Genomic DNA, 18,069 nt, shown 5'->3' on the forward strand with positions numbered 1-18,069 from the left:
CATGAACGACAACCTGATTGAAATTCGCGATCTGCGTGTCGCATTCGCCGGACAGGAAGTGGTGCACGGATTGAACCTGGATATTCGCCGTGGCGAATGCCTGGCACTGGTCGGAGAGTCCGGCTCGGGCAAGTCGGTGACCGCGCATTCGATTCTGCGTTTGTTGCCGGGCAAGAACGTCAGCAGCAGCGGCGCGATCCGCTATAACGGCGTGGATTTATTGCACGCCAGCGAGCAGCAGATGCGCGGCTTGCGCGGCAACCGCATTGCGATGATTTTTCAGGAACCGATGACTTCGCTCAATCCGTTGCACACGGTGGAAAAGCAGGTCAGCGAAGTGCTGGAGATTCACAAAGGTTTGAAGGGGCGCGCGGCACGTGAGCGGACGTTGGAGCTGCTGGAGCTGGTGGGCATCCGCCAGCCGTTGCAGCGCTTGAAAGCCTATCCACATCAACTCTCCGGCGGTCAGCGGCAACGGGTGATGATTGCCATGGCGCTGGCCAACGAGCCGGAACTGTTGATCGCCGATGAGCCGACCACGGCGCTGGATGTCACGGTGCAGCAGAAGATTCTTGAGCTGCTGATCGAGTTGCAGCAACGCCTTGGCATGTCGCTGTTGCTGATCAGCCATGACCTCAATCTGGTGCGGCGCATTGCGCAACGGGTGTGCGTGATGCGCCATGGCGAGATCGTCGAGCAGGCCGATTGCGAAACGTTGTTTGGTGCGCCGCAGCATCCTTACAGTCGCTTGTTGATCGAGGCGGAACCCAGCGGCGCTCCGGTGCCCAGTGAGTACGAGCACAACTTGCTTGAAGTCGATGATTTGAAGGTGTGGTTTCCACTGCCCAAGGCGTTGTTCAGCCGCCAGCAGGATTACATCAAAGCGGTGGACGGCGTGAGTTTCACCCTGCAACGGGGCAAGACCTTGGGCATTGTTGGCGAGTCGGGTTCAGGCAAGTCGACGCTGGGTCAGGCGATCCTGCGACTGGTCGAATCGGAGGGCAATATACGATTCGGCAACAAGCAATTGAGCCTGCTCAATCAGCGCTTGATGCGACCGTTGCGCCGGCAGATACAGGTGGTGTTCCAGGACCCGTTCGGCAGCCTCAGCCCACGGATGTCGGTGCAGCAGATCATTGCCGAGGGGTTGCTGACCCATGGCATCGGCACTGAAGCCGAGCGTGAGGCGGCGGTGATTCGCGTATTGGAGGAAGTCGGCCTCGACCCACAGAGCCGCCATCGCTATCCCCACGAATTTTCCGGTGGCCAGCGCCAGCGCATTTCCATCGCCCGTGCGCTGGTGCTGGAACCGGCGCTGATTCTGCTCGATGAGCCGACCTCGGCGCTGGATCGCACGGTGCAGAAGCAGGTGGTGGAGTTGTTGCGGCAATTGCAGATCAGGCATGGACTGACCTATTTGTTCATCAGCCATGATCTGGCGGTGGTGCATGCGTTGGCGCATGACTTGATGGTGATCAAGGATGGCAAGGTGGTTGAGCAGGGTTCGTCGCGCGAGATTTTCGCCGCGCCGCAACATCCCTACACCCAGGAACTCCTGAACGCCTCCGGCCTCAAGCCCGACACAAAACCCTGTAGGAGTGAGCCTGCTCGCGAAAGCGGTATCCCAGTGACATGAGTGCTGCCTGACACACCGCCATCGCGAGCAGGCTCACTCCTACAGGGATGGTGGTGAGTCATTGAAATTTATTTTCCGGGCACTGCATCCAAACGCCTCCGTCACGGGTAGTCCTTGTAACAGCCCTCTTCGGCTGTCAGCGGTCTACCCTTTTCGGAGATAACACTGATGAACATCACCCAGCTGATTGGCCTCACCGGTTTGCTCGCCCTGTCCTCGACAACCTTCGCCCAAGGCAGTTACCCCGACGCGATCAAAGTCCCGGACGGCCACAAGATCGCGATGGAAACCACCGGGGTCGGCGAGATCACCTACGAATGCCGTGACAAAGCCAATACCCCCGGACAGACCGAGTGGACGTTTGTCGGCCCGAAAGCGGTGCTCAATGATCGCAGTGGCAAGCAGGTTGGAACCTACTTTGGCCCGCCCGCCACCTGGCAAGCCAAGGACGGTTCGAAAGTCACCGGCACGCAATTGGCCGTGGCGCCATCAAGCCCGGGCAACCTGCCCTATCAACTGGTCAAGGCCAATCCCGCAGAAGGCAAAGGCGCGATGAGTGGCGTGAGTTACATCCAGCGTGTCGCACTCAAGGGCGGCGTGGCGCCGGGCAGCGAATGCACAGCGGCGAACAAGGGCAAGCAGGAAGTGGTGAAATATCAGGCCGATTACATTTTCTGGGCGGCGAACTGATCTCCGGACTTACCGAGATCCAAAGTGGGAGCGAGCCTGCTCGCGAAGGCGGTGGGTCAGAGAAGGATGTATCGGCTGACACGCCGCCTTCGCGAGCAGGCTCGCTCCCACAGGGTGGAACTGGATTGTGTGGATGTTTGCGGAATGTAAGCTAGATTGCACGACATGCCTTTAGCCGAATCCACATTCGATTACGAAGCCCGCCTCGCAGCCTGTGCCCGAGGCGAGCGCGCGGCCCTGCGCGATTTGTATGTGCAGGAAGGCTCGCGTCTGCTCGGCGTGGCCAAACGGCTGGTGCGCGATACGGCGCTGGCGGAGGACATCGTTCATGAGGCGTTCATCAAGATCTGGAACGGCGCGGCGGGTTTCGACCCGGCGCGCGGTTCGGCGCGTGGCTGGATGTTCAGTGTGACCCGGCATCTGGCGCTGAATCTGCTGCGAGATCAGGGTCGTGAAACGTCGCTCGGGGTTGAGCACGAAACAGTCGGGGATGCTGACGACTTCGATGCCCATGCGCATTCGGCACGCATTCATCGTTGCCTCGAACAACTCGAGCCACAACGCCGCCACTGCATCCTGCATGCCTATGTCGACGGCTACAGCCACGCGCAGATTGCCGCGCGTTTAGACACGCCGCTGGGCACGGTCAAAGCGTGGATCAAACGCAGCCTCAACGCATTGCGGGAGTGCATGGGATGACCAGCGAATCAGCGCAAGACCGCGATGAATTGGCCGGCGAATATGTGCTCGGCACGCTTTCTTTTGAACAGCGGATCGAGGTGCAACGACGCTTGCCGAATGATCCTGAATTGCGTGCAGCGGTGGATGCCTGGGAACGGCGTCTGCTGGAGCTGACCGAGCTGGCGCCCGTGCAACAACCCTCGGCGCTGTTGTGGCCACGGATCGAACGCAGCCTTGAACGATTCGCGCCAAAAACGTCATCGACCTCATGGTGGAATCTGCTGCCACTCTGGCGCGGGTTGAGTGCGGCCGGACTGGCCGCCACATTGACTTTGGGCTCGGTCCTGCTGACTCAGACCACGCCGAGACCGAGTTATCTAGTGGTGTTGGTGGCGCCGCAAGACAAAGCCCCGGGCTGGGTGATTCAGGCGAGCAATTCGCACGAGATTCAGCTGATTCCGCTCGGTGTGGTCGAAGTGCCAGCCGACAAGGCGCTGGAATTCTGGACCAAGGCTGACGGCTGGCAGGGGCCGGTGTCGCTGGGGCTGGTCAAGCCAGGCGAAGCTTTATCGGTGCCGCTGGACAAGCTGCCGCCGCTGCAACCCAATCAGCTGTTCGAGCTGACACTTGAGGGCGCCAATGGCTCGCCGATCGGCAAACCGACCGGGCCGATTCAGGCGATCGGGCGCGCGGTGAAGGTGCTGTAAGGCTCTGCTCTGCGGCTCCTGGCTACCATCATCGGCATCGATGTTCACCATCACGGCAATGAAGTTCTCATAAAAAATCCCGGGCGTAACATCTGTTCCATACCAACCAACAACACCCCGGAGCACACAATCATGAAACGCCAGACTCTTCTCGGTATCGCTTTCTCGGTCTTCGCTATCAACGCTTTCGCCGCTACCCCGGCCCACACCCTGATCGCCGAAGGCGGCTCGGACAAACTGATCGAAAGCCGTGTGGCTGAAGGTGGCTCGGATCGTCTGATCGAACGTCGCGTTGCCGAAGGTGGTTCGGATCGTCTGATCGAACGTCGCGTTGCCGAAGGCGGCTCGGATCGTCTGATCGAACGTCGCGTTGCCGAAGGCGGCTCGGATCGTCTGATCGAACGTCGCGTTGCCGAAGGTGGTTCGGATCGTCTGATCGAACGTCGCGTTGCCGAAGGTGGTTCGGATCGTCTGATCGAACGTCGCGTTGCTGAAGGTGGTTCGGATCGTCTGATCGAACGTCGCGTTGCCGAAGGTGGTTCGGATCGTCTGATCGAACGTCGCGTTGCCGAAGGTGGTTCGGATCGTCTGATCGAACGTCGCGTTGCCTGATGATTGGCTGTAAGCGCAACACCTCAGAAAAACCCGGCTGCCCTGGCCGGGTTTTTTATGTCTGTGTGTTTTATCTCGCCTTGGCCATGCAGCGCTTGTAGCGCTCGTCCACGCGCTTGGCGAACCAGGCTGTGGTGAGTTTTCGGGTGATCTTCGGGCTCTGCAGCACGATTCCCGGCAACACCGCACGCGGCAGCTTTTTCCCCTCCGCTTGCTCCGCCAGTTCAAACACCCGTTGATAGAGTCTGGTCTCTTCGAATTCCAGGGTTTTGCCCTTCTCCAGTTGATCGCGAATGGTCGGGTTGCGCATGCCCAATGACTTGCCGAGGGTGCGCACCGCCAGTTCCGTGCCGCCGGGCATGATCGAGTCGTAGCGGATCAGGTCGCCATCGAGTGCCAGCGGGATACCAGAAGCACGGCTGACCGCATTCTGGAAAGCGGCATTACGGCTGGCGTACCAGCCGGCATTGAAATCAGCAAACCGATACAGCGGCTCGCGATAGCTCACCGGATAACCGAGCAAATGCGCGATGCCGAAGTACATGCCACCACGGCGGCTGAACACTTCGCGGCGAATCGTACCGTCTACCGGGTATGGATAGTCTTTGGCGTGCTGTTCGGCAAATTCGATGCTGACCTGCATCGGCCCGCCCGTGTGCACCGGGTTGAAGCCGCCGAACAGTGTGCGGCCCATCGGAACACGACCGATGAAGTCGTCGAAGATCGCGCTGAGTTCTTTTTCACTGCGCGCCGCATTCAGGCGCTCGCTGTAGGTCTTGCCGTTGGTTGAGCGCACTTGTAGAGCACCGCTGACCAACAGGCTGGGGATGTGCACTTTCGCGGCGCGGCGGTCAATTTCGTCTCGAGCGATTTTGCCCAGGCCGGGCACCGTGGGGTCGGCCTGGAAGGTGGATTCCTGCTCGGCCACGGCCAGCACCGAGCAGAGGTTTTGCGTGGTCGGGCTGATGTTCTGCGCGGCAAATGCGGCGTAGATGTCGGTGGCCCAGCCTTGCCGATCGGCCGTCTTGGCCGGCATCAGCCGCACGATCTCAGCCTTCACTTCGGCAGGCGCCCGCGGCACCGGTTCCTGACTGCGCTGCCCCGCGCAACCGGCGAGCGCCAGCAGTGCGGCGAGCGTGATCGGTAATTGAAAGTTATGCATGGAACTTCATCCAGTCTGTTAAGCCCGAACCACGATACACAATCCGTGTAGGAGCTGCCGAAGGCTCGGGCCGCGATCGGACGATCTTTTGACTTTGATTTTAAAAACAAGATCAAAAGATCGCAGCCTGCGGCAGCTCCTACACAGGAATGCGGGTTTTGAAGGGGTGATGACAAACTGATTGCAAACCGTTACTGAGAAAATCTATCATTTGCACCTGGAGTCGCATTTGCGCAAGGAGTTCCCGCGCCGCCCTTATTTTTCTCACCGGCCGTGCGCCTCCAGGTATCTACATGCCCGCTCCAGCTCGACTCGCCGTCCCGTTTCGCCCGACGCTTCTCGCCCTGCTGTGCTCCCTGACTGTCACCGCTCACGCCGCCGAAGGCGATAACAAGGCGCTGGTGCTGGACGACGTCAACGTCAATGCCCAGGCCCCGACGCCCAACGCCCTGCCCCCGGTTTACGCGGGTGGCCAAGTAGCCCGCGGTGGGCAACTCGGCGTGCTCGGCAATCAGGACATGATGGACGTGCCGTTCAGCGCCGCCTCCTACACTGAGCAATTGATTCAGGACCAGCAGGCCGAAAACGTCGCCGACGTGCTGCTCAACGATTCGTCGGTGCGTCAGGCCTCGGGTTTCTCCAACCAGGCGCAAGTCTTCATGATCCGTGGCCTGCCGCTGAACGGCGATGACATTTCCTATAACGGCCTGTACGGCGTGCTGCCACGGCAGATCATTTCCACCGACGCCCTGGAGCGCGTGGAAGTGTTCAAAGGCCCCAATGCCTTTATCAACGGCGTGACCCCGACCGGTTCCGGCATCGGCGGTGGCGTCAACCTGCAACCGAAACGCGCCGGCGACGTGCCGCTGCGGCGTTACACCACCGATATCAACAGCGAAGGCCGTATCGGTCATCACTTCGACATCGGCCAGCGTTTCGGTGAAGACAACCGCTTTGGCGCCCGGATCAACCTGTCTCAGCGCGAAGGCGACACCGGTATCGATCACGAGAACCAGCGCTCGAAACTGTTCGCCATCGGCCTCGACTATCGCGGCGATGCCCTGCGCATTTCCGGCGACTTCGCCTATCAGAAAGAGCGCGTCAACGGTGGCCGCAGCTCGGTCAACCTCGGCACTGCCACGCATATTCCGGACGCGCCGTCAGCCGACACCAACTACGCGCCGAAGTGGGGCTACACCGACATCGAAGACACCTTCGGCATGCTCCGCGCCGAGTACGACCTGAACGACAACTGGACCGCTTATGCGGCCGGCGGCGCCAAGCACACCCGCGAAGTCGGGCGCTACAACTCGACCACTTTGGTTGGCAACAGCGGTGCGTCGTTTACCACGGGTTCGTTCGTCCCCCACGATGAAGACAACACCAGCGTGATGGCCGGACTCAACGGCAAATTCAACACCGGCCCGGTCAGCCATAAGCTCAATTTCGGTTTGACCGGCATCTGGGCCGAACAGCGCAGCGCCTACGATTTCGACCTGACCCAGTACGCCAACAACATCTATCACCCGGTGCAAACGCCGTCGCCGGTCGGCAACTTTGCCGGCGGCGACTTGAATGATCCGGGGATCGTCGGCAAGACCTTCAACCGCAGCATCGCGATTTCCGACACCCTCGGTTTCTTCGATGATCGCCTGCTGGTCACCGCCGGCCTGCGCCGTCAGCAACTGGTGGTCCAAGGTTACAGCTACGCCAGTTATGGCAGCGGCCCGCGCTCCTCGAGCTACGACGAGTCGATCACTACGCCGGTGTACGGCGTGGTGTTCAAGCCATGGGAACATGTGTCGTTCTACGCCAACCACATCGAAGGCCTGGCACAGGGTCCGACCTCGCCGACCAGCTCCGGTGGTTTCCGTGTGACCAACGGCAACGAGGTTTACGCACCGGCCCGCTCCAAGCAAACCGAGGCCGGGGTGAAAGTCGACATGGGCACTTACGGCGCGAGCCTGGGTGTCTATCGCATCGAACAGCCAAGCGATGGTTACTGCGAAATCGACAGCGCCACCACCTGCACCTACGTACGTGAAGGCGAGCAGGTCAACAAAGGCGTAGAAATGAACGTGTTCGGCGAGCCGATCCAGGGCCTGCGCCTGATCAGCGGCCTTACCCTGATGGACACCGAACTGAAGAACACCCTCAACGGCGCCAACGACGGCAATCGTGCGATCGGTGTGCCGACCTTCCAGTTCAACGCTGGCGCGGATTGGGACGTGCCGGGTCTGCAAGGTGTAGCGCTGAATGCGCGGATGCTGCGCACTGGTGGTCAATACGCGGATGCGGCGAACAACCTCAGCCTGCCGACCTGGAACCGCTTCGATGCCGGTGCGCGTTATGCGTTCAAGGTGTCGGAGAAGGACGTGACCGTGCGTCTGGGCGTGGAGAATCTGGCGAACAAGAAGTACTGGGAATCGGCTCAGGGTGGGTATCTGACTCAGGGTGAGCCGCGGGTTGCCAAGTTGTCCGGCACCATTGATTTTTAAAGCTGAAAAGCCCCTCACCCTAGCCCTCTCCCAGAGGGAGAGGGGACTGACCGTGGTGTTCTTGCAAGTTACACCGACCTGAAATATCGAGTCGAACTCAGGTCTTAAAAAACACACAAATCGGCTCCCTCTCCCTCGGGAGAGGGCTGGGGTGAGGGGCCCGGATCTACGCCACGCAAAAGCCCCCCAGCCGAACACCCGAAAAAGGCCCCACAGCCTCACCGCTGCGGGGCCTTTTCCGTCTGGCCGATCAACTGGCCACCCTCTCCTTCTGATCCATACTTGCTGCACAGCAAAAGGAGGACAGGCCCATGAACCGCAGCGACGTTCTGATCATCGGCGCCGGCCCGACCGGACTGGCACTGGCCCTGTGGCTGAGCAAACTCGGCGTGCGCGTGCGCATCATCGATAAAACCTCCGCGCCCGGCACCACTTCGCGAGCGCTGGCGGTGCAGGCACGCACCCTCGAGTTGTACCGCCAACTGGACCTCGCCGACACCGTGGTGCGCAACGGTCATCGGGTGGCCGCGGCGAATTTCTGGGTCAACGGCAAACCGGTCGCGCAATTACCGCTGAACCGCATCGGCGAAGGCCTGACACCCTACGCGTTCGTCGAAATCTTCCCTCAGGATCAGCACGAACGGCTGCTGATCGAGCGCCTCGAAGACTACGGCGTCACTGTTGAGCGCGATACGACACTGGAAAGTTTCGAGGAAACCGGCGACGGCCTCACCGCGCATTTGCGCCTGCCCGATGGCGAGCAGGAAATCTGCCAGGCCTGTTATCTGGCCGGCTGTGACGGCGCCCGCTCAATCGTGCGCAAAACCCTCGACAGCGGTTTCCCCGGCGGCACTTATCAGCAGATTTTCTACGTGGCCGACGTCAAGGCCAGCGGCCCGGCGATGAACGGCGAGTTGCACCTGGATCTGGATGAGGCGGACTTTCTCGCCGTGTTTCCTCTCGCCGGCGAAGGCCGCGCAAGGCTGATCGGCACCGTGCGTGACGAACGTGCGGATCGCGCCGAAACCCTGGAATTTTCCGATGTCAGCAGCCGCGCCATCGAACATCTCAAGGTGCACATCGAAGACGTGCACTGGTTCTCGACCTACCGCGTGCATCACCGCGTGGCCGAGCATTTTCGCAGTGGCCGCGCGTTTCTGCTCGGCGACGCGGCGCATGTGCACAGCCCCGCCGGCGGTCAGGGCATGAACACCGGCATTGGCGATGCGATCAATCTGGCGTGGAAACTCGCCGCCGTGCTCAGCGGCGCAGCCGAACCACGCCTGCTCGACAGCTACGAAACCGAACGCATTGCCTTCGCTCGTCGACTGGTGTCGACCACCGACAAGGTCTTCAGTTTCGTCACCGCCGAAGGGCGTATGGCTGATCTGCTGCGCATGCGTGTGGCACCGTTTCTGATCCCGAAAATGGCCTCGTTCGAGGCCAGTCGCGAGTTCCTTTTTCGCACCGTTTCGCAGGTCACCCTCAACTATCGCGGCATGCCGTTGAGCCAGGGCGCGGCCGGCCACGTCCACGGCGGCGACCGCTTGCCGTGGGCGCATGATGGTGAGGGAGACAATTACGAACCGCTCAGACAGCCATGCTGGCAGGTGCATGTGTACGGTGACACCAGCGACGAAATGATCGCCTGGTGCCAGGAACATCATTTGCCGCTGCATGTGTTCGACTGGCGCCCGGCGTTTGAAACGGCAGGATTGGGGCGTAATGGCTTTTATCTGCTGCGCCCGGATACGTATGTGGCGATTGCCGAGAACAGCGCGGATCCGAAGGTGATTGAACGCTACTTCCGCGATCACGGCATCCGGACCTACTTCAACTGCCCCTGACCCACCACAAATCAAATGTGGGAGCGAGCCTGCTCGCGAAAGCGTCGTGTCAGTCAACACTAATGTCAGCTGACAAACCGCTTTCGCGAGCAGGCTCGCTCCCACAGGGGTAACGCGTTGGTCGTCAGATCCCGGCCAATGCCAGATCCATCGCAAAGTAAGTGAAGATCAAATCAGCACCCGCACGCTTGATCGCGCCCAGGCTTTCACGCACCACGCGATCCTCATCGATGGCCCCTGCCTGTGCGCCGAACTTGATCATCGCGTACTCACCGCTGACCTGATACGCCGCCAGCGGCAGGTTCGAGGCTTCGCGGATGTCGCGGATGATGTCGAGGTACGCACCGGCCGGTTTGACCATCAGCGCATCGGCGCCTTCCTGCTCGTCGAGCAGCGATTCGCGCAGGGCTTCGCGGCGGTTCATCGGGTTCATCTGATAGCTTTTGCGATCGCCTTTCAGCGCGCTGCCACCGGCCTCGCGGAACGGGCCGTACAGAGCGGAAGCGAATTTGGTCGAATAGGCCATGATCGGAATCTGAGTAAATCCGGCCGCATCCAGCGCCTGCCGAATCGCCCGCACCTGACCGTCCATCGCCGCCGACGGCGCGATCACATCAGCACCGGCACGCGCCGCCGCCACGGCTTGCTTGCCGAGGTTGATCAGGGTCTGGTCGTTGTCGACTTCATGGTTGTGCATCACGCCGCAGTGGCCGTGATCGGTGTATTCGCAGAAGCACGTGTCGGACATCACGATCATCTCCGGCACTGCGTCTTTGGCAATGCGCGACATGCGCGAAACCAGGCCTTCTTCGCGCCAGGTGTCACTGCCGTTGCTGTCCAGATGGTGGGACACGCCGAAGGTCATCACCGACTTGATGCCAGCACGGGCATAACGCTCGATTTCGCTGGCCAGTTTGCGCTCGGGAATGCGCATCACACCGGGCATGCTTTTGATCGGGACGAAGTCGTCGATTTCTTCCTCGACGAAAATCGGCAGCACCAGATCATTCAGACTGAACTCGGTTTCCTGGAACAGGCTGCGCAGGCTCGCATTGCGGCGCAGACGGCGGGGACGTGCTTCGGGGAACTGACTGGACATGGGGCCTTTCCTGAAAACGGCAGATGAGACGAAAGTCGTAGGGGGCGAAGCTTATGCCTTGCGGGGGCTGGCGTACAAACCTGGATCAATCAAGAGTGCATTACCGGGGGTGTAATAATCCCTCGGACTTTGCACATTCCCTTGTAGGAGTGAGCCTGCTCGCGATAGCGATGTGTCATTCGACATCAATGTTGACTGACACATCGCTATCGCGAGCAGGCTCACTCCTACATGGGGTTTGTGTTTAGTCAGGAAGGAATGGTCAGGCCTCGAACCACGGCCGGACGCGCGAGGAAACGCTCAAGCACACGGGTGACATTCGGGAAGTTGCTGATGCCAACCAGATCACCCGCCTCATAGAAGCCAATCAAATTACGCACCCACGGGAACGTGGCGATATCGGCAATGGTGTAGCGCTCACCCATGATCCAGTCACGGCCTTCCAGCCGACCGTCGAGCACTTTGAGCAGACGTTTGCTTTCGTCGACATAACGATCACGCGGACGTTTGTCTTCGTAGTCCTTGCCGGCGAACTTGTTGAAGAAACCGAGCTGGCCGAACATCGGGCCGATGCCGCCCATCTGGAACATCAGCCACTGAATCGTTTCGTAGCGCAGCACGCCTTCCTGCGCCAGCAACTGACCGCTTTTGTCGGCCAGATAAATCAGGATCGCCCCCGACTCGAACAGCGGCAGTGGCTGGTCCCCGGGGCCGTGCGGATCGAGGATCGCCGGGATCTTGTTGTTCGGGTTCAGCGAGAGAAACTCAGCGGACAACTGATCCCGGTTATCGAAAGCAACCTTGTGCGGCTCGTACGGCAGGCCGATTTCTTCGAGCATGATCGAGACTTTCACGCCGTTGGGCGTCGGCAAGGAATAGAGCTGAATCCAGTCTGGGTACTGCGCCGGCCATTTCTGGGTGATCGGGAACGCGGACAGATCGGTCATGGGAAGCATCCAGTCACAAATTAAAGGCTGATCATAATGTAGGCGCCGCGCAGGCCGCGATCTTTTGATCTTGAGCCTTTGCAGCCTGCAAAAAATCGCAGCCTGCGCCAGCGCCTCCATGAACCGTAACATCCTGTCGTTAACCTGCCACCAGGCCGCTGAACATAGCCGTTAGAGTGCTGCGCACTCTGACGATCGAACCAAACGGCCCTCAGGGGACTCTGAGCTATGCCTTTATTGCAAAGGAAGCCGTTCACGACAGGGAAAACACCCGGTGCTGGGAGCCCGTGGTGTAAAGGTTTGTCAGCCTTAATTGAATCAGCTGAAGAACTTTCTATTTCATGACGAACCTTATGCGTTTCGCCAAACGCTTCAAACATCGCGCGTATGTGGCCCTGCCTTCCCTGCTGGCTGTCAGTGCGCTGTTCCTGTCGCTTGAGTCCAGCGAAAGCCGTGCGCAACCGGTGGACGGCACCCAGACGCTGGTGTTCCTGCGCCACGCAGAGAAACCCGAGGGCGGTCTTGGTCAGCTCAACTGTCAGGGCCTGAACCGCGCCATCGACCTGTCGACCCTGCTGCCGGAAAAATTCGGCAAGGCCGATTACGTGTTTGCCGCCAATCCGACGCGCAATGTCGAGGAAGGTGAGCTGGACAACTCCTACAGCTACATCCGCCCACTGATGACCATCAGCCCCGCCGCAATCAAGCTCGGCCTGCCGGTGAACATCGAGTTTTCGGCCAACGACACCAGCGATCTGGCCCGCGAACTGCTGGAAGACAAGTATCACAACTCGACGATCTACACCGCCTGGTCGCACGGCTATCTGCCAGAGTTGATCAACAAGGTGGCGGGCAAAGCGGTCGGCGAGAAGCAGAACATCACCGAGGACTGGGCGGGCAACGACTTTGACTCGCTGTATGTACTGACCCTGACCTGGCACAACGGCAAGGCCAGTCTGCAAAGCCACAGCTACAAGCAGGGGCTGGATAACGGCAAAGATACCTGTCCGACCTGAGTTTTGTGTGGCCTGGCCCGGCCCTTTCGCGAGCAGGCTCGCTCCCACAGGGGATTTGTATTTCACGCAGATCCAATGTGGGAGCGAGCCTGCTCGCGAAGGGGCCCGCCGCTACAACCTCAAAGCGTCTGATTCACCCGCTCACGCAAATACTCAAGCACCGCCTCACGCTCCCCGGCAAACTCGATCCGCCCGCCCTTCTTCTCACGCTGAAACACATACATCGGGTCGTAATAGTCGCGCAGCAATACACCGATCCACTCACGGAAGAGCTCGACCGAACCGTTGCGCGCCTGTTCGGACAGCGCCGCTTCCATCTGCAAATACATGCGTTGATAGCGCTCGCCACCCAGTCGTCGCTGAATATTGTTCAGGCTGGAAATCAATCGCTCCGCATACAAAGCAAAACCGAGCTCGCCATGCACAGCGACGAACTCTGCATGCAGGTCGATTACATAATCCTGCAGGATCCGCTCGACCCGATTGTCGAGGCTGTCTTCTAGCCAGACCAGAGGCGCCGCTTGCATGCCCCGATAAAGTGACAATGGCAAAGCACAGCTACCGACCACCCGACTCTCGTCTTCCAGGACAAATTGCCTGATCCCGCCGGCACGTTTTTTCAGCACATCAACGGCCAAGCGATTTTCGAAATCGATGTTCGTCGGTTGCCCGGTGGCGCGCTTGCCAAAACTCGAGCCTCGGTGATTGGCATGGCCTTCCAGATCGAGACTATTGCTCAGCTGCACCAGCGCCTCAGTCTTGCCCGTGCCAGTCATACCACCGAGCAAGACCAAGTCGCATTCGGCCACAGCCTGATCGACCGTCTCCAGAAGGAACGTGCGCATTGCCTTGTAGCCACCGCCGACACGCGGGTAATCGATGCCACCCTCATCCTTGATCCATTGCTGGACGATCTGCGAACGCAGGCCGCCGCGAAAACAATACAGATAACCATCGGGATTGTTACGGGCAAACTCGACCCAGCCTTGAATGCGTTGCTCCCGTATCTCGGCGGACACCAGCCGCTCACCCAAGGCTATCGCGGCTTGCTGCCCATGCTGTTTGTAACAGGTGCCAACCTGTTCGCGTTCACGGTCGTTCATCAGCGGCAGATTGACTACCCCGGGGAACGCACCGTGGGAGAACTCGATCGGCGCGCGGGCATCCATCAGCGGCCGGTCGTTGAGGAAAATGTCTCGGTAGTCAGTGCAGTCGCGGAGCATCAAATCACCTCGACTGCGTTCGTCTGTCGCTCAACCAGTTCGCCGATTGGCGCAAGGTTCAGGCCCAGTTCGGCGGCGATAGCAAGGAATTCTTCATTGCCTTCAGGCGTCACGGCGATTAGCAGACCACCACTGGTTTGCGGGTCGCAGAGCACGCGTTTATGCAGCTCCTGCACACGGCCGACCTTGCTCGCGTAGCTGTCGAAATTGCGCAGCGTACCGCCGGGCACGCAGCCCTGATCGAGGTAATACTCGACGCTGTCCAGACGCGGCACCCGGTCATAGGCGATGCGTGCGGTGAGCTTGCTGCCGTCCGCCATTTCCACCAGATGCCCGAGCAGGCCAAAACCGGTGACGTCGGTCATTGCCGTGACACCGGCGAGTTTGCCGAAGCGGCTGCCGGGTTTGTTCAGGGTGCACATCCAGTCGCGGGCTACGCCGACATCGGCGGCACGCAATTTGCCCTTCTTCTCGGCGGTGGTGAGGATGCCGATGCCCAACGGTTTGGTCAGGTACAACAGGCAACCGGCGGTGGCGGTGTCGTTGCGCTTCATGTGGCGCTTTTCCACCAGTCCGGTGACGGCGAGGCCGAAGATCGGCTCCGGCGCATCGATCGAGTGCCCGCCCGCCAGCGCAATGCCCGCCGCGTCGCAAACGGCACGGCCGCCGCGAATCACTTCACGCGCCACTTCCGGCGCCAGCACATTGACTGGCCAGCCGAGAATCGCGATGGCCATCAGCGGATCACCGCCCATTGCATAGATGTCGCTGATCGCGTTGGTCGCGGCAATGCGGCCGAAATCGAACGGGTCATCGACGATCGGCATGAAAAAGTCCGTGGTCGACACCACGCCGCGCTCGGCATCGATCTCGTACACCGCCGCGTCATCGCGCGAGGCATTGCCGACCCACAGTTTCGGATCAAGGTTCTGGGCACCGCTGCCGGCCAGAATCACTTCCAGCACCTGCGGGGAAATCTTGCAGCCGCAACCGGCGCCGTGGCTGTATTGGGTCAGACGAATCGGCTCGCTCATGGGGAAGTCTCAGGCTGTTGATGGGGCCGATTCTAGCAGAGGTCCAAATCAGCTCGGCGGTGTCAATCCCTCTTAAGATAACTGAAGGCATATTGACATCACCCTTCAACCAGGGAGAATCGCGCAACGCTTCATTCAAAGTCAGGGACTACTATGAAACAACGCGCCTCCAAACCAACCGAAACTGGCTCCTTTATCGATTCTTGGCGACGCGAACCCGAGCCCTTTTGTCCAGAAAGTTTCAACACGACATTTATTTTCTCCTCTATCACCGGCGCGGTCGGCCGCGCATTCGATGCGACCCGCGAGACCGTTGCAGAAGCCGCTGACATCGTTGGAGACAAAGTCGGCGATCTGTATGGCGCCACCGTCGAAACGATTTCCGATGCCGCCGATGCGGTGACTGACGTCGTGACTGAAGCAGCCGAAAAGGTTGGCGATGCCGTATCCGATGCCTACAACTCCACTGTCGAAACCGCCTCCAACGCCGCCGACGTTGTGGCAGACGTTTACACCGCGGCCGTTGAATCCGTTGTGGACGCTGCTGACAAAGTGGGCGATGTCCTGAGTGATGCTTACGATTTCACCCGCGAAACCATCACCAGCGGTTACGACAGTTCCCGGGACTATGTAGCCGACTTCGGAACCTCGATGGCAACCTATTGGAATGCCAAAAAAGAACTGGAAGAGCGCAAGGAAAAAAATGCTGAAACTCGCGGCGAGAACCGCGAAAAGGCGAAGAGTGAGGTCAGGGAAAGGCGCTTCTGCGAGGCGCTCGCAAAAGCCAAGGCATGCATTGACAGCCATGAAGCCTATTTCCGCATGCTGATTGCCATGCAAGCCGTTGCACAGGCGAGCGCCGCGTGCAATGGCGGCGCCAGTGAAGAGGATAAGCAGCAAATCAATGAGTTCCTGCTGGGCATGGGTAGCGACTTCCTGCCCGCCAAAGTTCAAGCAGCGATGAATCTGCTCGCTAGCAATCCTCCGACGCTCAAGGAGGCTTTCATCCGAGCGCGAAAAACCGGAATTGAGGCGCAAGCGTTGTTCGATGAAATCATCGATTTCGTCACGACGCTGAACGGTGAAATGAGTGAGCCGCAGAAAGCGTTTCGCTCGGGATGGGCGCAGTTGTCTGCCGCTGCTTGAAAGGAGAACTGCCATGACGGATCGAATCGAACGTTTCAAAGCCCGGCAACGCCAGCAAGCAACGGTTGCCAGTGCGACCCGCCTCGTCGGGTTGCCCGAGGCTGACCTTGCTCGACAATTGCTTGAGGAGCCCCTGAGCCCTCTGCTGTTGGAGGGCGATTTTCTTGCCGCTGATTTTTCGGTGGAGCTTGACGTCACGGATGATGAAGCCCAGGAAGCGCTCAAAGGCTACTCGCAAGCGTTCAATCAGGAACGTTTCGAGCAACTCATCGGGGACAGTAGACGCGAGGTGTTGCAGGCTATTGCGGTACCTTTCGGGTTGGGTCGAGTGCTCGCGGTTTACGATAAAAAAGGCGGCAACGTCGACACCATCAATAACGCGAGGAATGAGGTGTACGCCAGCGATGCTGCTGCCAGGAAGTACACCGACTTGCCTGCTTATGATTCGGACAAATTTCACAAGGACAAGGCTTACACCGACAAAAACGCCAAAGACACGCTGGCTCAGCAATCGGGCACCCTCAAGGACGCCTACACAAACGAGACCTTCGGCCAGAACAAGAAGCAGGATCCGCGCAACCTCGACCACACCATTTCAGCCAATGAAATTTATACCGATCCGGGACGAGTGCTGGCCGATCTCGATGCACCGAAACTGGCAAATGTCGACTCCAATCTGAATCCGACGAAGAAAGCGCTTAACCAGTCAAAAGGTAAATTGAGTGCCACCGAACTTGTTGAAAAGCTGCAGACGCAGTCGGTCAGTCGTCGGGAGGAAATGCAGCGGCTGTCGGAGAAAACCGAACTGACGCCTAAAGAAGAAAATCGCCTCAATCTGCTCAAACAGCATGAAGCCATCGCGCAGAACCCTGATCTGCTGCTGGCGAAGGACAAGGCAGCACGTGCCGAGTATGAAAAGAAACTCAACGACGCCTATTACAAAAGCGACAAGTTCAAAGCGGACCTTGCCAGGACCAGCCTCAAGGAAGGCGGCAAAATGGCGTTTCAGCAAGCCTTCGGCGTCATGCTGATCGAGTTTTTCAGCGCAACGTTCGACGAACTGATGGACCTGTACCGCCATGGCCGAAGCCACGAATCGTTGGTCCCGGAGCTACGCGCGCGCCTCGGGCGCGTTGCCAAACGAGTCGGCAATCAATGGCAAACAGCGCTGGCTGCCGGTGGCGCAGGCTTCGTGGCCGGCGTACTGGCCAACCTGGTCACCACCCTGATCAACGTCTTTGTCACCACGGGCAAACGTGCTGTGCGCATGTTCCGTGAAGGATTCCTGTCGTTGCTCAAGGCACTGAAGACACTGTTGCTGCCTCCTGAGGGACTCACCCTGCGTCAGGCAGCACACGAGGCGATCAAGATCACTTGCGCCGGAGGTGTGATCATTGCCGGTGTCGCACTTGAAGAAGTCATCGAAAAACAAATGCTGCTGATTCCCGGGCTCGGCACTGTGGGGGCGATTTTGTCTGCGGTCATCGTCGGCGCACTGACAGGGCTGGCCAGCACTTTTGTTGTTTACCTGGTGGACAGGCTTGATCCTCTAGGCGTGAACCGCGACCGCGAAATCATCGAGGTGGGTGAAAGGCTTGACCGGAGTCTGGCGCAGGCGATGGAAGAAAATGACCGGTTGCTGCTTGAGTTGGAAAGCAGTCTGGCGACTTGATCCAAGACGTAGCTAACGCCTTCTTTTAAAGAGTGGTGAAGTACACCATCCACCACAAGGTAGTTGTAACCATCCAACCACCTTATAAATATATCCAGG

15 protein-coding genes are annotated in these 18,069 nt (G+C 59.4%); 10 read left to right on the forward strand and 5 right to left on the reverse strand.

Annotated elements, in window-relative coordinates:
* Position 1 precedes the first annotated feature (1 nt).
* From QOM10_RS19395 to QOM10_RS19415, 5 genes are all read left to right on the forward strand, one after another.
* Positions 2 to 1,636: an ABC transporter ATP-binding protein gene (locus QOM10_RS19395; protein ID WP_127929048.1), complete on the forward strand. Its 1,635-nt coding sequence runs from the start codon at positions 2 to 4 to the stop codon at positions 1,634 to 1,636.
* Between the two features lie 168 nt (positions 1,637 to 1,804).
* Positions 1,805 to 2,326, forward strand: coding sequence for a DUF3455 domain-containing protein (locus tag QOM10_RS19400; protein ID WP_116030600.1), 522 nt, complete (start codon positions 1,805 to 1,807; stop codon positions 2,324 to 2,326).
* A 165-nt stretch (positions 2,327 to 2,491) separates the two neighbouring features.
* Positions 2,492 to 3,025: a sigma-70 family RNA polymerase sigma factor gene (locus QOM10_RS19405; protein WP_316916773.1), complete on the forward strand. Its 534-nt coding sequence runs from the start codon at positions 2,492 to 2,494 to the stop codon at positions 3,023 to 3,025.
* On the forward strand, positions 3,022 to 3,714 hold the full coding sequence (locus QOM10_RS19410; RefSeq protein WP_316916774.1) for an anti-sigma factor domain-containing protein: 693 nt from the start codon (positions 3,022 to 3,024) through the stop codon (positions 3,712 to 3,714). Before QOM10_RS19405 ends, QOM10_RS19410 begins: the two co-directional genes overlap by 4 nt.
* Before the next feature lie 132 nt (positions 3,715 to 3,846).
* The gene (locus QOM10_RS19415; RefSeq protein ID WP_316916775.1) at positions 3,847 to 4,326 is read left to right on the forward strand and encodes a phage infection protein; all 480 of its coding nucleotides are present in this window, start codon (positions 3,847 to 3,849) and stop codon (positions 4,324 to 4,326) included.
* A gap of 70 nt (positions 4,327 to 4,396) precedes the next feature.
* Here the strand turns inward: QOM10_RS19415 and QOM10_RS19420 are convergent, their stop codons facing one another.
* Positions 4,397 to 5,488: a DUF1615 domain-containing protein gene (locus tag QOM10_RS19420; RefSeq protein WP_316916776.1), complete on the reverse strand. Its 1,092-nt coding sequence runs from the start codon at positions 5,486 to 5,488 to the stop codon at positions 4,397 to 4,399.
* Positions 5,489 to 5,781: 293 nt separating this feature from the next.
* Between QOM10_RS19420 and QOM10_RS19425 the strand changes: the two genes are divergently transcribed.
* Positions 5,782 to 7,986, forward strand: coding sequence for a TonB-dependent siderophore receptor (locus QOM10_RS19425; RefSeq protein ID WP_316916777.1), 2,205 nt, complete (start codon positions 5,782 to 5,784; stop codon positions 7,984 to 7,986).
* 311 nt (positions 7,987 to 8,297) lie between these two features.
* A complete protein-coding gene (locus tag QOM10_RS19430; RefSeq protein ID WP_316916778.1) occupies positions 8,298 to 9,833 on the forward strand; it encodes an FAD-dependent oxidoreductase in 1,536 nt (511 codons plus the stop codon).
* A 124-nt stretch (positions 9,834 to 9,957) separates the two neighbouring features.
* Here the strand turns inward: QOM10_RS19430 and hemB are convergent, their stop codons facing one another.
* Both hemB and QOM10_RS19440 read right to left on the reverse strand, forming a co-directional pair.
* Positions 9,958 to 10,932: a porphobilinogen synthase gene (gene hemB / locus QOM10_RS19435; RefSeq protein ID WP_047300672.1), complete on the reverse strand. Its 975-nt coding sequence runs from the start codon at positions 10,930 to 10,932 to the stop codon at positions 9,958 to 9,960.
* A 248-nt stretch (positions 10,933 to 11,180) separates the two neighbouring features.
* On the reverse strand, positions 11,181 to 11,879 hold the full coding sequence (locus QOM10_RS19440) for a glutathione binding-like protein (protein WP_316916779.1): 699 nt from the start codon (positions 11,877 to 11,879) through the stop codon (positions 11,181 to 11,183).
* A gap of 341 nt (positions 11,880 to 12,220) precedes the next feature.
* Between QOM10_RS19440 and QOM10_RS19445 the strand changes: the two genes are divergently transcribed.
* Positions 12,221 to 12,895, forward strand: coding sequence for a histidine phosphatase family protein (locus tag QOM10_RS19445; RefSeq protein ID WP_150651608.1), 675 nt, complete (start codon positions 12,221 to 12,223; stop codon positions 12,893 to 12,895).
* Between the two features lie 119 nt (positions 12,896 to 13,014).
* Here QOM10_RS19445 and mnmH read toward each other — a convergent pair whose 3' ends face one another.
* Both mnmH and selD read right to left on the reverse strand, forming a co-directional pair.
* On the reverse strand, positions 13,015 to 14,118 hold the full coding sequence (gene mnmH / locus QOM10_RS19450) for a tRNA 2-selenouridine(34) synthase MnmH (protein WP_316916780.1): 1,104 nt from the start codon (positions 14,116 to 14,118) through the stop codon (positions 13,015 to 13,017).
* Positions 14,118 to 15,152 (reverse strand): selenide, water dikinase SelD, encoded by a 1,035-nt coding sequence (gene selD / locus QOM10_RS19455; protein WP_127929058.1) that lies wholly within the window; start codon positions 15,150 to 15,152, stop codon positions 14,118 to 14,120. Before selD ends, mnmH begins: the two co-directional genes overlap by 1 nt.
* A gap of 153 nt (positions 15,153 to 15,305) precedes the next feature.
* On the opposite strand from selD, the gene QOM10_RS19460 reads away from it, so the two are divergent.
* Positions 15,306 to 16,298, forward strand: coding sequence for a hypothetical protein (locus tag QOM10_RS19460; RefSeq protein WP_316916781.1), 993 nt, complete (start codon positions 15,306 to 15,308; stop codon positions 16,296 to 16,298).
* The gene (locus QOM10_RS19465) at positions 16,243 to 17,970 is read left to right on the forward strand and encodes a hypothetical protein (protein ID WP_316916782.1); all 1,728 of its coding nucleotides are present in this window, start codon (positions 16,243 to 16,245) and stop codon (positions 17,968 to 17,970) included. The genes QOM10_RS19460 and QOM10_RS19465 overlap by 56 nt, the downstream gene beginning before the upstream one ends.
* Positions 17,971 to 18,069: the final 99 nt, after the last annotated feature.

Source organism: Pseudomonas sp. P108 (assembly GCF_032613195.1).
Lineage (GTDB): Bacteria > Pseudomonadota > Gammaproteobacteria > Pseudomonadales > Pseudomonadaceae > Aquipseudomonas.